Source organism: Bartonella sp. HY328 (assembly GCF_025449335.1).
Taxonomy (GTDB): domain Bacteria; phylum Pseudomonadota; class Alphaproteobacteria; order Rhizobiales; family Rhizobiaceae; genus HY038.
Window position 1 is genome coordinate 152,165 of record NZ_CP104883.1, and the last position, 13,997, is coordinate 166,161.

Annotated in this window: 13 protein-coding genes; 4 read left to right on the forward strand and 9 right to left on the reverse strand. The window is 41.0% G+C overall.

Annotated features, from left to right (window positions below):
* Window positions 1–49 precede the first annotated feature (49 nt).
* Complete coding sequence (locus N5852_RS00560) at window positions 50–1,093, forward strand: DUF4424 family protein (protein ID WP_262098420.1); 1,044 nt, start codon at window positions 50–52, stop codon at window positions 1,091–1,093.
* Window positions 1,094–1,216: 123 nt separating this feature from the next.
* Here N5852_RS00560 and argH read toward each other — a convergent pair whose 3' ends face one another.
* Window positions 1,217–2,620, reverse strand: a complete 1,404-nt coding sequence (argH, locus tag N5852_RS00565; RefSeq protein WP_262098422.1) for an argininosuccinate lyase — start codon at window positions 2,618–2,620, stop codon at window positions 1,217–1,219.
* Between the two features lie 31 nt (window positions 2,621–2,651).
* On the opposite strand from argH, the gene N5852_RS00570 reads away from it, so the two are divergent.
* Window positions 2,652–3,323 carry a TlpA disulfide reductase family protein gene (locus N5852_RS00570; RefSeq protein WP_262098424.1) on the forward strand — a complete coding sequence of 224 codons (672 nt, stop codon included), beginning with the start codon at window positions 2,652–2,654 and terminating at the stop codon, window positions 3,321–3,323.
* Between the two features lie 154 nt (window positions 3,324–3,477).
* Window positions 3,478–5,298, forward strand: coding sequence for an ABC-F family ATP-binding cassette domain-containing protein (locus tag N5852_RS00575; protein ID WP_262098426.1), 1,821 nt, complete (start codon window positions 3,478–3,480; stop codon window positions 5,296–5,298).
* A 350-nt stretch (window positions 5,299–5,648) separates the two neighbouring features.
* On the opposite strand, the gene N5852_RS00580 is transcribed toward N5852_RS00575, so the two are convergent.
* The 5 genes from N5852_RS00580 to N5852_RS00600 all read right to left on the reverse strand — a co-directional run bounded on the left by N5852_RS00580 (window position 5,649) and on the right by N5852_RS00600 (window position 8,828).
* Window positions 5,649–5,792: a DUF1127 domain-containing protein gene (locus N5852_RS00580; protein WP_262098428.1), complete on the reverse strand. Its 144-nt coding sequence runs from the start codon at window positions 5,790–5,792 to the stop codon at window positions 5,649–5,651.
* Between the two features lie 457 nt (window positions 5,793–6,249).
* On the reverse strand, window positions 6,250–6,393 hold the full coding sequence (locus tag N5852_RS00585; RefSeq protein ID WP_262098430.1) for a DUF1127 domain-containing protein: 144 nt from the start codon (window positions 6,391–6,393) through the stop codon (window positions 6,250–6,252).
* A 313-nt stretch (window positions 6,394–6,706) separates the two neighbouring features.
* Window positions 6,707–7,315 carry an energy-coupling factor transporter transmembrane component T family protein gene (locus tag N5852_RS00590; RefSeq protein WP_262098432.1) on the reverse strand — a complete coding sequence of 203 codons (609 nt, stop codon included), beginning with the start codon at window positions 7,313–7,315 and terminating at the stop codon, window positions 6,707–6,709.
* Complete coding sequence (locus N5852_RS00595; protein ID WP_410004222.1) at window positions 7,312–8,031, reverse strand: energy-coupling factor ABC transporter ATP-binding protein; 720 nt, start codon at window positions 8,029–8,031, stop codon at window positions 7,312–7,314. The genes N5852_RS00590 and N5852_RS00595 overlap by 4 nt, the downstream gene beginning before the upstream one ends.
* The gene (locus tag N5852_RS00600) at window positions 8,028–8,828 is read right to left on the reverse strand and encodes a lysophospholipid acyltransferase family protein (protein WP_262098434.1); all 801 of its coding nucleotides are present in this window, start codon (window positions 8,826–8,828) and stop codon (window positions 8,028–8,030) included. The genes N5852_RS00595 and N5852_RS00600 overlap by 4 nt, the downstream gene beginning before the upstream one ends.
* A 193-nt stretch (window positions 8,829–9,021) precedes the next feature.
* Here N5852_RS00600 and N5852_RS00605 point away from each other — a divergent pair, with 193 nt between their 5' ends.
* Window positions 9,022–9,381, forward strand: coding sequence for an MFS transporter (locus N5852_RS00605; protein WP_262098435.1), 360 nt, complete (start codon window positions 9,022–9,024; stop codon window positions 9,379–9,381).
* A 144-nt stretch (window positions 9,382–9,525) separates the two neighbouring features.
* Here N5852_RS00605 and N5852_RS00610 read toward each other — a convergent pair whose 3' ends face one another.
* From N5852_RS00610 to secA, 3 genes are all read right to left on the reverse strand, one after another.
* Window positions 9,526–10,032, reverse strand: coding sequence for a BA14K family protein (locus N5852_RS00610; RefSeq protein WP_262098437.1), 507 nt, complete (start codon window positions 10,030–10,032; stop codon window positions 9,526–9,528).
* 186 nt (window positions 10,033–10,218) lie between these two features.
* Window positions 10,219–10,632, reverse strand: coding sequence for a Fur family transcriptional regulator (locus N5852_RS00615; protein WP_262099790.1), 414 nt, complete (start codon window positions 10,630–10,632; stop codon window positions 10,219–10,221).
* 242 nt (window positions 10,633–10,874) lie between these two features.
* Window positions 10,875–13,592, reverse strand: coding sequence for a preprotein translocase subunit SecA (gene secA / locus N5852_RS00620; protein ID WP_262098439.1), 2,718 nt, complete (start codon window positions 13,590–13,592; stop codon window positions 10,875–10,877).
* Between the last annotated feature and the right edge of the window lie 405 nt (window positions 13,593–13,997).

The window sequence follows — 13,997 nt, forward strand, 5'->3', positions numbered from 1 at the left end:
ATGAAATCCTTTCATAGTTCTATTCAGTTTTGTTGAGGGAATTTAAATTATGACGCCAATTCGTGCAGTGCTTTATTATGCCTTATGTCTTTTTGCATTCCTTGGACAAAGCACAAGCCAAGCTGTTGCTGGTGATTGGGCGCCATTGGCACCTACCGCGCTTGGTGGTATCGAATTTCCTTTTAATAAGGATATCAGTATCGAAAATGAAGTTTTGCATGTATCCAAAAATCTTATCCATGTTTCCTATATGTTAAAATCGATAAGTCGCAACAAGCGCACCATCGATATTTCCTTTCCCATGGTAGCTGTGGAACAAGAAGACGAGAACTCTTCTCCCACTTTTCCGCCGCCTTCGCTGAAACGACAGTATAATTTAAAATTTCAATTTTTGGTAAATGGTAAAGAAATTCAAGTTGCTAAGCGCTTTTTTGTCAAACAAATAGATATTACCGATATGCTCGTGCATAAGCGCCAGAAATTGCGCTCTCAAATTGTTTTTTTTAACGATAAAATCGATTTTGGAAATTATTACGTTAAAAACAATGACACAAACAAGGAATTTTTTCAAAAGCACAATATTGGTTTCGCATGTGATGATGAGTATTGCAAATTAAATGCAACAGTTGAAGGGATATATCAATGGCAGCAAGATTTAACACCAGATCTTACCAAAATCGAAGTGAAATATGTACCTTTAATTGGCGAAGGATATAGTTTTAGCAATCATTGGGGAATTGATAAGGAATTTGTCGCTACACGCGATGTATTTTATCCAGATGAACGCAATGCCACTCCCACCTTTCGTCAATATTTTTGTATTGATGACGCAAAAGCTAACGCCATAAAAAAAGCAACTCAAACAGGTGAGTACATCTCAGCTTATAGCATTGTTTATAATTGGAATAATGCCCGTTATTGGCAAAGGCCGATAAAAAATTTCCATCTTATTATTGATAAGGAAAATGCCAAACAGATTGTGTCCTATTGTCCCTATATTGGCAAAAAAACTTCGCCAACCCGTTTTGAATGGAAAACAAAAGACTTTGTGCCACAAGGAAAATTGCGAATATTATTTTTATCCAATCCATGACAATTTTAATAATTACTCTAATACAAAATAGAAAACCCATTGATTTTTTTAAAATCAATGGGTGATGTTCACTATTCTTTTGTTGACTATTGCAAGAACAATTAGCCATTTGGCTAAAGATAGTTAGCTATTTGGGGTTAAGCGTTTTTTCCAAATCTCGATTTGTTGGCGCACTTGATTAGGTGCTGTACCGCCATAAGATTGACGGCTTTCAACGGATTTTTCTACTGTGAGATAATCAAACACATCACTGGTGATGTCCTTATGGATGATTTGCAAATCTTGCAAAGTTAGCGCACCAAGTTCAACGTGTTTTTCTTCCGCTAAAGCAACGGCGCGCCCCGTGACATGATGCGCCTCGCGAAATGGCAAACCAAGCACACGCACCAGCCAATCGGCAAGGTCGGTAGCTGTAGAAAAACCAGAGCCTGCGGCCTTTGCCATTGCATTGGTATTAATATGGATGTCACCCATCATACCCGTCATGGCGGCAATGCAAAGCTCTAAGGTCTCAGCTGCATCAAATACCGCTTCTTTATCTTCCTGCATATCTTTTGAATAAGCAAGCGGCAAGCCTTTCATCACGGTCAACAATGTGATTAATGCGCCGTTGATACGGCCCGTTTTTGCTCGGATAAGCTCGGCGGCATCGGGATTTTTCTTTTGTGGCATGATTGATGAGCCGGTTGAAAAACTGTCCGACAAACGCACAAAATTAAATTGTGGCGTTGACCAAATAACAATTTCCTCGGCCATGCGTGATAGATGGGTGGCGCAAATAGAGGCCGCACTTAAAAACTCAAGCGCATAATCGCGGTCAGATACACTATCAATCGAATTACGAGTTGGTTCACGAAAGCCCAATAATTTAGCGGTCATGAAACGATCGGTGGGAAAGCCAGTACCGGCAAGGGCTGCGGCACCAAGGGGCGACTCGTCCATGCGATGAACCGCATCTTGCATGCGCGACAAATCACGGCCAAACATTTCAACATAGGCCATTAAATGATGACCATAAGTAACCGGTTGCGCTGTTTGCAAATGGGTAAAACCCGGCATATAGCTATTTGCAAATTGTTCAGCACGTTTTACCAAAAGGGCAATTAATTTTTGTAAGCTGGCAGCGGTCTTTTGGGTTTCATCTTTAACCCAAAGGCGAAAATCTACTGCAACCTGATCGTTACGTGAACGGGCAGTATGTAAACGCCCTGCCGGTTCGCCAATAAGATCTTTAAGGCGCGCTTCAATATTCATATGAATATCTTCAAGACGGCGTGAAAAAACAAAGCTGCCGCTTTCAATTTCTTTCAAAATAATATGCAAACCGCGCTCTATCTCTTGCATATCATGGGCAGAGATAATACCTTGTTTAGCAAGCATCGCTGCATGGGCAAGGGAGCCTTTGATATCTTGTTTATAAAGTTTGCGATCATAATCAATGGAAGCATTAATCTCTTCCATAATAGCATCGGGGCCAGAGGCAAAACGTCCACCCCACATCTGGTTGCTTTTATCGGTCTGGTTCATAGTCTTGGCCCTGAATTAAAGGAATAATAATATGCTTGAAGCAAAATCTTATGGCAAAAGGATTAAAACAGCAATAAAAACTATTTTTAAATCGAATATGTGCCGTAGTCTTGTTGCTATGCCGTTTTTGCTATACGTGATTTCTCCTTCTCCCTCAATGGCAGAAAATAAATCTTGTACGCTAAATGAACAAAAATTAAGCACATTAAAAAATAGTCGGTCTGGCGATTTTACCAATGTCGTTATGGCGCAAGATCCGTTTTATGCCGGTGATTTAACCTTTAAAAACTCAGATGGTAAAGAGGTTAAAGTTTCTGATTTTAAGGGTAAAACAGTTTTTTTAAACCTTTGGGCCACTTGGTGTGCACCATGTCGTGACGAAATGCCTGATATTGCCAAACTGCAAGACGAAAAAGCAGATGATTCTCTTGCGGTTGTTGCTGTTAATATTGATAAGCAAGAAGATAGTTATGTCCATGATTTCCTAAAGGAATATAAAGCAGATAATTTACCTTTTTATCGCGATACTTCAATGGAAATTTTTCATAAATTACGCCGTGAAGGTTTAGCGCTTGGGCTTCCAACTACATTGATTATTGACAAGGAAGGGTGTTTGACTGCTAGGCTTATCGGCTCTGCTCCATGGGGTGATGAAAATGGCATGAAGTTCATCGATAAGGTTAAAGAACTTGATGCGCAATAGCTCCAAATTTATTAAACTGCTTTAAAACCGGTTTTTTAAAAGGCCGGTTTTTTGCTTTTATTTTGCAACTCGCTATAAAAGCGGTTTCCACTTATGGCTGAAATGCTATACACCGCTATAAAAGAATTAATGCTGCTTAACAATATGAGATATTATGGCCAATCCTCCTCTTTTAACCCTTGATCAATTATCGCTTACCTTTGGCGGCACGCCTTTATTAACCAATGCTAATTTGAGCGTCGGCGAGGGGGAGCGTATTGCATTGGTTGGCCGCAATGGATCTGGTAAATCCACCCTTTTAAAAATCGCCGCAGGCCTTGTTGAGCCAACCGATGGCGAAATCTTCCGCCATCCTGGTGCAACTATTCGCTATTTGCCACAAAGTCCTGACATGGACGGTTTTGACACAGTAGAAGCTTATGTTGAGGCGGGTCTTGGGCCGGCGGATGATCATTACCGCGTTGGCTATTTGCTAGATCATCTCGGTTTAAGTGGTGACGCTAATCCGCGCGATTTATCAGGTGGTGAAGCAAGACGTGCGGCTCTTGCTCGCGTGCTTGCTCCCTCGCCTGATGTTTTATTATTGGATGAGCCAACCAACCACCTTGATCTTACCACCATTGAATGGCTTGAAAAAGAATTAGCGCAAATTCGCTCGGCGCTCGTGATTATTTCTCATGATAGACGTTTTCTTGAAACGGTAAGCCGCTCCACCGTATGGCTGGATCGCGGTGTTACTCGTCGTTTGGACCAAGGCTTTAAATTTTTTGAAGAATGGCGTGATAAGGTTTTAGAAGAAGAAGAACGCGATCAGCATAAGCTTGGCCGCCAGATCGAGCGTGAGGAACATTGGCTACGCTATGGTGTAACGGCGCGGCGTAAAAGAAATGTCCGCCGTCTTGATGAATTGCATAATTTACGTGCCCGCCATCGTAGCCACCAAGGGCCGCAAGGTGTTGTGCAGTTGCAAGCTGCGGATAGCCGCGATTCGGGTAAATTAATCGTTGAGGCTAAACATATTGCTAAAGCCTATGGCGAGCGTGTCTTAATTAAAGATTTTTCTACCCGTATTAATCGTGGTGATCGTATTGGACTTGTTGGCCCTAATGGTGCTGGTAAAACCACGCTGCTTTCAATTTTAACCGGCATTATTGAGCCAGATAAAGGCAGTGTGCGCCTTGGGGTTAATCTTGAAGTGGCAATGCTTGACCAAAAGCGCAGTCTTAATCTTGATGAAACCCTTAAAGATTATTTGACTGACGGGCGCGGCGATAGCGTTATTGTTAATGGCGAACAAAAACACGTTGTATCCTATATGAAAGATTTTCTCTTTCAAACTGAGCAAGCACGCACACCGATTCGCGAGCTCTCAGGTGGTGAACGCGCAAGATTAATGCTGGCACGGCTTTTGGCTCGTCCTGCAAATTTGCTCATTCTCGATGAGCCAACCAATGATCTTGATATGGAAACACTTGACCTCTTGCAAGAACTTGTTGCTGGCTTCCCCGGCACAGTCATTCTTGTAAGCCATGATCGCGATTTTCTTGATCGTACTGTCACATCGGTTATTGCGCCGGAAGGTGATGGCGATTGGTTGGAATATGCTGGTGGTTATAGTGATATGTTAGCGCAGCGCAGGGATAAGGCGCTGAGCATACGCAAAGAGCAAAAAACAGCGAAGAATAATGAAGCCGCCAATACTTCGCAAAAGAATGAAAATTCGCCGGTGAAGGAACAGAAGCGCAAACTATCTTTTAAACAAAAATATGCACTTGATAATTTGCCGATTGAAATGGAAAAGCTCAATGGTGAAATAGCAGTCCTTGAGAAAGAATTGTCTGATCCAAATCTTTATAGCAAAAATGCTGACCGCTTCCATGACCTTTCTAAAAAGCTGGAGCAAAAACAAGCATCGCTAATGGAAAAAGAAGAAGAATGGTTGGAGCTTGAAATGCTACGCGAAGAAATGGAATAGCAAGCCTATGTAAAAGATAGGAGCTTTTTAAAAAATCTTACCTTTTTAACTATGCTTAGTTTTTTGTAAAATATTACCTAAAAAAAAATGGCCGCATATTATATGCGGCCTTTTTTATTTTTAAGTTTTACCTTCGCATAGAACAAATTTTGCGCATAAAAAAACACCTGCTGCGGGAGGAGGTGCAGCAGGTGTTTGAATTGAAAACCGACTGGGAGGAGGAGATGTCGGTCTTCCAAAATTTTCAGGGCATAGGAGGAGGAGGAGAGCCCTGAAAAAACTGTAATAATCTTTTAGTCTTTAATCAGAAGCTCTCAACCCATTTTTGGAGAGCGCCTCTAAATAATATATTAACGTACCGCGCGACGAGCGATTGTTGGGATTTCAGCACGGTTAATGCCAAGATCATTGAGCTCGCGAGAGGAAAGACGGCTAAGCTCGTTAACTGTTGTGCGATAACGACGCCAGTTGTTGAAAGAGCGAACCAAATTCATTTTAATCACCTAGATTTGTTTGTTAAGCTTAATTGCTTTGTTAAGCTAAATATATGCTTTTGACATTTATTTGAGTAGTAACAAGTTTGCATAGCTGCCCCAACTCTTTCACAAGGATGCACATGCTTTAGAGCGCATTTCGATCTGATTGGATCAGATCGGCGCTCTAATCCATTGTTTACACCGCGTTTTTTGTCCGAAAACCGCTTCACACTTTTCGGAAAACGCTTTAAATGCAAAATTACCCAGCCATAAAATTATGAATTGTCCATAAAAAAACACCTGCTGCGGGAGGAGGTGCAGCAGGTGTTTAAATTGAAAACCGACTGGGAGGAGGAGGAGATGTCGGTCTTCCAAAATTTTCAGGGTATAGGAGGAGGAGGAGACCCCTGAAAAAACTTAATTTTAACTGAAAGGCTCTCAACTCATCGGTGAGCGCCTTGATCAAATTTAACTATTAACGTGTTGCGCGACGAGCAATTGATGGGATTTCAGCACGATTAATGCCAAGATCATTAAGCTCACGAGCAGAAAGACGATTTAACTCATTAACCGTTGTACGGTAACGACGCCAATTGCTGAAAGAACGAACCAAATTCATTTTAATCACCTAGATATTGTTTGTTAATTTTATTTATTAAGCTTTATTGCTTTGTTGACATAAATATAGGCTTTTCACGATAAATTGAGTAGTGTCAACTTTGCATAGCTGGTCTGCAAAGGTCATGCTAAAAGCGCCATTTTTAGTCATATTTCCTTCATATCTACTTGAATTTGCCGTAATTGATGGAACGAATCGTAAGATTATGTCAAAAATGCGGTAATATGATTGGGATGAATATAGCAAGCTTTTTAAAAGCTTTTTTAGTGATGTTTTACATCAATCGGTTTTTTTTAAATTTTAAGCGATAGAATCATTCATTATCATAGTTTCGCGCTAAAATTGCTTGCGAAACATCATCGCCCATTTTTAGAATACGGATTAACATAGGGATAAATAGAGCTAAAAAACTCCGTTCTAAACCACGAGCCTTTTGTGCTTCATATATTTCATCAGCAATGGTTTTCAAAACCGGTACAAATCGCAAAGTTAATGACAAGGCTAAAGCAATTTTTTTGGGGTTGACGCCAAGCGGTTTGAACAGAGTAAAAAATCGCTCAAATGCATCAAGCATATCGCTGGCTTTAGTGGTTGCATTAATTAAATTAGCAGCAAGGATTAAAATTGCAAGGCGTAAGGTAATCGCCAGACTATCCGTCCATCGAATCGTTATCCACTGCACCAAAAACAAGCCAAGTAATAACCACCAGAGCTTTGCAAGATTTAGAAGTGGGCGTTTCAAGCTAAATCCTACCAAGGGATAGGCAAGCAATAGCAATAGGAAAGTAATTGCCATAATATCAATGCGGGTGAAAAAGAAAACAAATAATCCAAGAGCGAAAAGCAAAAGAATTTTGACAGGTATAGGCGCGTTTTTTGCCCATAAACGCGCGGAAGCTTGATTTTCAAAATCGCTTATCATTGTATTAAATTTTTATAAAATTTGATGGCAGCATTGGCGCTTCCATCATAGGCTAATTTGCCCTCATCAACAACCAATACACGGTCAAAATCTTGCAAAAGATCAAGATCATGGCTTACCAAAACAACCCTTTGCGGCAGATTGTGAATGAGTTCAGCAATCCGCCTTTTATTGCGCAAATCCAACATGGTTGTTGGCTCGTCAAAAACCATAATTTCTGGCTGCATAACCAATACACCGCAAATAGCCAATAACTGCTTTTGCCCACCACTTAAATTATGGGCCGATGATGTTTTTATAGCATCAAGGCCATAAAGTGCTAAAATATCATCACTGCGCCTTTGGATTTCCTCTTTTGGCAGCTTCATATTTTTAAGCCCAAAAGCAATATCTTCCTCAATTGTTGGCATAATAATTTGATTTTCTGGGTTTTGAAAAATAAATCCCACTTTGCGACGGATATTTTTACCGTCTTTTTTAGTGTCTAAGCCGTCGATAAAGACAGTACCGGTGCTTGGCAGCAAAAGCCCGTTTAATAATCTTGCAAAACTACTTTTACCTGAGCCATTGGCACCGATAATACCAATACGTTGTTGTTGTAGCGTCACACTAATTGATGATAAAACCGTTTTATCACCAAGCGTTAAAGTAACATCTCGCAACTCAATGTGCTTATTCGTTGAGCTATCCACATCGGTCAAGGCTGTAGGTTTCACCGTATTGGCCCTTGCCAATCAATGCCGAGTTTTGCCAAGCGTTTGACCGCCACTTCTGGTAAAGCCGGTGGATTTTTGCTATTTGCAGCTTCAATCAACAGATCATCACAAGCTTTTTCGGTAACGTCTTCTAGTGTTTTTAAAAATTCACGTTTGTTAAGACCAGGCTCAATAGCAGGTAAAACCCGCATGATAACGGTGCCTGGATAGCGCATGACGGTTGAGCGTGGCCAAAAAAGCCCAGCATTTAATGCAATGGGAATAACGGGTAGCGATAATTCACTATAAATTGGTATAATGCCCGGTTTATAGCTGGGTTCTGCCCCCGGTTCTTGGCGTGTACCTTCAGGAAAAATAACGATTTGCCGGCCATCGGCAGCCTTTTCACGCGCACCATTAATCACCGCTTTCATCGCCCTTATTGGGGAGCCACGATCAATAGGAATCATGCCAATTTTCCACATAAACCACCCAAAAATTGGCAAACGCATTAATTCGCGTTTGAGCACAAGGCTTGGATCTTCAAGGCACATGCATAACATAATTGTTTCCCACATGGATTGATGCTTAGGTGCGATAATACAAGCACCTTTGGGAATATTTTCCATGCCCTCAAGCCGGTAATTAGTGCCAACAATATGTTTGAATAAAAACATAGTGACACGTCCCCAAGTTTTGGGAACAATCCATGCTTTTTTTCGCGGTAAGAAAAAATAAAACGGCGTATAAAGGAAAACTTGTAAAACCGATGCGGTATAAAAAGCAAATATGAATAATATCGATCGTATAAAAAGCACTATTTTTTCCAATGCATAAACTTCAGGGGTAGGTGGGTTATAAATCAGAATAAGCACTGTGAAAATGGCTTTATTGCATATTTGGCTATTTTGCTAAATAATAAACACGCCATTTTGCTAGATTATCAAATTCTAGCCCTCGCTTCAGCATCATAGGCTTTCATGATACGATGGACTATAGCGTTTAGGCATCATGACATTGCTAAGCCTTGCTGGTTTTGCCAATACTATGATTTTATTAACATTTGTCTTTAACCATTTGGCACTGGTTTATTTAAGTGTTGCGCTTTGGGAACTAACTTTTGGCTATGCACCAACTTTGCTACAAACCAACCTTGCTAATGCTGCAGGTGATGAAGTTGATATGGCGCAATCTTTCTTTGTAACGCTGTTTAACCTTGTTGTGGCAGGTGGTGGCCGTATTGGCGGCTATTTATTAGATGGGACAAGTGCCAAATCGTTACCTACGCTATCTCTTCTCTTTATCTTTATGGCTTTTATGATTACATTTTTAGCGAAAAAATATGTCTTTAAATCGGAGCACAGGCATTAACCAATTTCTTGTCACCGAATTAAAAAACCGTAATAAGAATGAATCTTATTACGGTTTTATTGACAATATCGTTATAATTGCATGCATTTCGTCATTAAATTAGTAAATGACAGCGTTTCGCATTTTACAATTGCCAGATAGATTTTAGCGTGAAAATGGCGATATGCAAATACGGCGCTCGCCCTTTTTAATTGCAAAACTATTATCAGATGGGCGGTAAGTGCGATATTGCTGAGCACACCACTTAATATGACGCTGAGATAAGTTAGCACTTGGTGGTACTGGTCTATTCATACCCGGACGATTAGGAGGCGATTGATCCAGATGGTTGGCAAGCGGAGGGAGAGGTCCACGGTCAGCATTATGAGGGCCACCATAAGCTGGAGGCGCAGGGCGAACTTGCCTAAATGCTGCATCTGGATACCACCAACCATCACTATGGCGTTGATAGCCTGGGCGATGATGACGGTAGCCTTTATAGCCGTTATAAACTCCTTGATTAATCGGCCCATTTCCTTGTTCAATGCGCTGCGGCATATGATCATTAGGGGCTGCAAAAACATTTGCGCTTGACACAAGGCTTGCAAAAACTGCGAGTGCAAGAACCTTTCCAAGTGCCTTTTTTGAAATATGTTTATAACGGTTTGTCATTTTTAATCCCATTCTGCCAATGTTTGAAACATATGCTTTAACAAACCATTCTTGGCATCCAATCATGGCAAATTTTAGCAGCCAAGATCATTCAACAGGCCAAAGCCTTTCACCTTTTATTGAAAGCAAAAATAATTAGTTTATGTGATTTTTTTAAAACAAGCCTATTTGCAAAAATAAACATGCTTATTTACGTTTACGGCCATAAAGCTCAAAGCGATGATGAATAATATCATAACCGAGTTCACGAGCGATTTCTTCTTGCAATTTTTCAATTAAATCAGAACGAAATTCTATAATCTCATTCGTATCAATATCAATGAGATGGTCATGATGCTGACCGCCAGCTTGCTCAAACCGTGATGGACCACCTTCAAAACTAAGCCGATGGATAGCGCCGCATTCTTCCAAAACTTTCATAGTGCGATAAATAGTTGATAGCGATATAGTATTATCAATAGCATTGATTTTGTTAAAAATTTCAAAAGCATTGGGATGATCATCAGTGCTTAATAAAAAATCAAGAATGATGCGCCTTTGGCGCGTTATGCGTAAACCAGCTTCGCGCAGGGCCATTTCATAGCGTGATTTTTGATCCATAGCTGCCTTTGTCATCACCTGCTTACCGTTTTCCTATCATTTTGTGAAATCTGCGTTGAGCTTTGCCAATATATTTATTTTAAAATAAACATGTGATCAATTATATAAATAAAAAAACATATCCATTGCAAAAAATGGATATGTTTTTCAATAATCAAGCTTTTTTTGCCAAGACACAGAATACTCAGCCTAATCTATGCGTCTCGTACATCGCTTTTATGCGCGAAGCGCACAAATATTCATTATGCGCGAAGCGCACCGTGACAATGCTTGTATTTCTTACCAGAACCACAAGGGCATGTCTCATTACGGCCAACTTTGCCCCAAGTTTGCGGATCATTAGCATCACGATCCGCTGGATCAACAATTCTTTCTTCTTCAAAGGGTAGCGCAAGCGCTGCTTCTTCAAAAGAACCAAACTCGTCAGCTTCAGGATGGTTTTCAGTCATGGGTGGTAATTGCTGGGGTGGCGCTTCTTGAATAATTTCAAAACGCATTAATTTTGACACCACATCACGGCGTAAATTAATCAACATATTTTGGAATAATTCGAAAGATTCCGTTTTATATTCGTTAAGCGGATCACGCTGCGCATAACCACGGAAGCCAACAGCTGAACGAAGATGATCAAGATTGCCCAAATGTTCACGCCATAAAGTGTCAATTGTTTCAAGCAACATGGCTTTTTGGAAATATTGCATAAGCTCAGGGCCAAAACGCTCATCACGTTCTTTTACCCGCGCCTCAAGTGCTTCACGAACCCGTTCTAGAATTTGCTCCTCACCAATACCTTCTTCATTGGCCCAATCTTCAATTGGCAAGTCAAGGTGCAAGGTCTGGCGTAGATCTTCAGCAAGTGCTGCCGGCTTCCATTGTTCAGAATAAGTGCCAGCAGGAATATAATGATCAACCATATTTTCAATCACTTCCTCACGCATTTCAGCAATGAGTTCATGAAGATCGGTTGAGTCTAGCACTTCATTACGCTGTTCAAAGACCACTTTACGTTGGTCATTCATCACATCATCATATTTGAGCAAATTCTTACGAATTTCAAAATTGCGTGCCTCAACCTTTTTTTGCGCCTTTTCAAGCGCTTTATTCATCCAAGGATGGGTAATTGGCTCGCCTTCTTCAAAACCAAATTTTTGCACCAAAGCACCAAGTTTAGACGAACCAAAAATACGTAATAGGTCATCTTCGGTTGAAAGGAAGAACTTGGAGCGACCAGGGTCACCCTGACGGCCAGAACGACCGCGCAACTGGTTATCAATACGACGGCTTTCATGGCGCTCGGTTGCAAGAACATAAAGACCACCAGCTTTTAGCGCAACTTCCTTTAAGCGGGCAATATCTTCACGAATGGCTTTCGCCATTTCATCGCGCTCTGGTCCTTCAGGAATATCGACCAATTCTTGTTCAATGCGCATATCAGCATTACCGCCAAGCTGAATATCAGTACCGCGACCTGCCATATTAGTCGCAATAGTAATCGCACCGGGTACACCAGCTTGCGCAACAATATAGGCTTCCTGCTCATGATAACGGGCATTAAGAACTTTTAGATCAGTGATGCCTTCTTTGCGAAGACGGTCGGCAAGATGCTCAGATTTTTCAATCGAGGTGGTACCAACAAGTACTGGCTGATGCTTGGCATGCGCTTCACGAATATCCTTGACAATAGCCTTGGTCTTATCCTCAATAGAGCGATAAATAACATCATCCTCATCAATACGGATAACCGGCACATTGGTTGGAATTTCAATAACATCAAGCCCATAGGTGCTAGCAAATTCTTCTGCTTCAGTGGCACCAGTACCTGTCATACCTGCAAGTTTTTTATACATGCGGAAGTAATTTTGGAACGTGATAGATGCTAGCGTTTGGTTTTCTGGCTGGATCTTAACATTTTCCTTAGCTTCTAAAGCCTGATGCAAACCTTCAGAATAGCGCCGCCCCGGCATCATACGACCGGTAAATTCGTCAATAATCACAATTTCATCATTGCGGACAATATAGTCCTTGTCGCGCTGAAACAGCTTATGGGCTTTCAAAGCATTATTGAGATGGTGAACAATGGTGACATTTTCAATGTCATAAAGCCCTTCAGCTTTTAGATGGCCAGCCTCTGCCAACAGCTTTTCTAGCTTTTCAGTACCTTCTTCGGTGAAGGTTGATGTTTTTTGCTTTTCATCAATTTCATAATCTTCTGGCACTAATGGTAAAATAAACTTATCAATCAGAGTATAAAAATCGGAACGATCTTCAAGTGGGCCAGAAATAATAAGTGGCGTGCGCGCCTCGTCGATCAAAATGGAATCCACCTCATCAACAATCGCATAATTATGTTCGCGCTGAACCATTTGGCCGCGTTCAAAAGCCATATTATCGCGCAAGTAATCAAAACCTAATTCATTATTGGTGGCATAGGTAATGTCGCAATTATAGGCGGCTCGGCGTTGGTCATTATCAAGATCATGAACAATAACGCCAGTTGTTAGCCCCAGAAAGCCAAAAAGCGGACGCATAGTTTGCGCATCACGGCTGGCAAGGTAATCATTGACCGTAACAACATGAACACCCTTACCTTCAAGGGCATTAAGGTAAATTGGCAAAGTCGCGGTAAGGGTTTTACCTTCACCGGTGCGCATTTCAGCAATGCCACGCTCATGCAAAACCATACCACCAATGAGCTGCACATCAAAAGGACGCATGCCCATAACACGTTTTGATGCTTCACGTATGGTGGCAAAAGCTTCAATCAACAAACTGTCCAGTGTGGCACCATTGGCGAGACGCTGTTTGAATTCGGCAGTCTTTGCACGTAACTCGTCATCACTCAGGTTAGAAACCTGCTGTTCAAGCGCATTAATCTGCGCGACACGCGGGCGCAAACCTTTAACACGGCGCTCATGCGCTGAGCCAAAAAGTCTGCGAGCCAAACCACCTAAACTGACCATTACTGGTCCTTTCCATACTTAAATAAAACCGCTTGGATCAAGTATTAATCCAAGTAAACCACTTTTAAACTTAATCAGCTTTTATAAGTGCAGCAACTATATTGCAACTCACAAAAGTGCTTGTCATTATAAAACCATGTCAAAAAGCCAAATAAACGCGTTTAACTTGCCTTTATAATGCTTACAAAAAACTTATATACCAAGCCCAATGCCACTTTTTAAGGACTAAAAAGGCTGTCAATCATCTCGATCATTAAAGGGTTTCACTAAAAAAGCTATTACAACTATTTCACGTGAAACATTTTAAAATCTCTATCAAAGCTTAATAGCTTTGGTAAAAACCACCATCAACCCCGATTTGTCAATAAATTCCTATATAAACCAATCATGGAAATTTCTTGACAG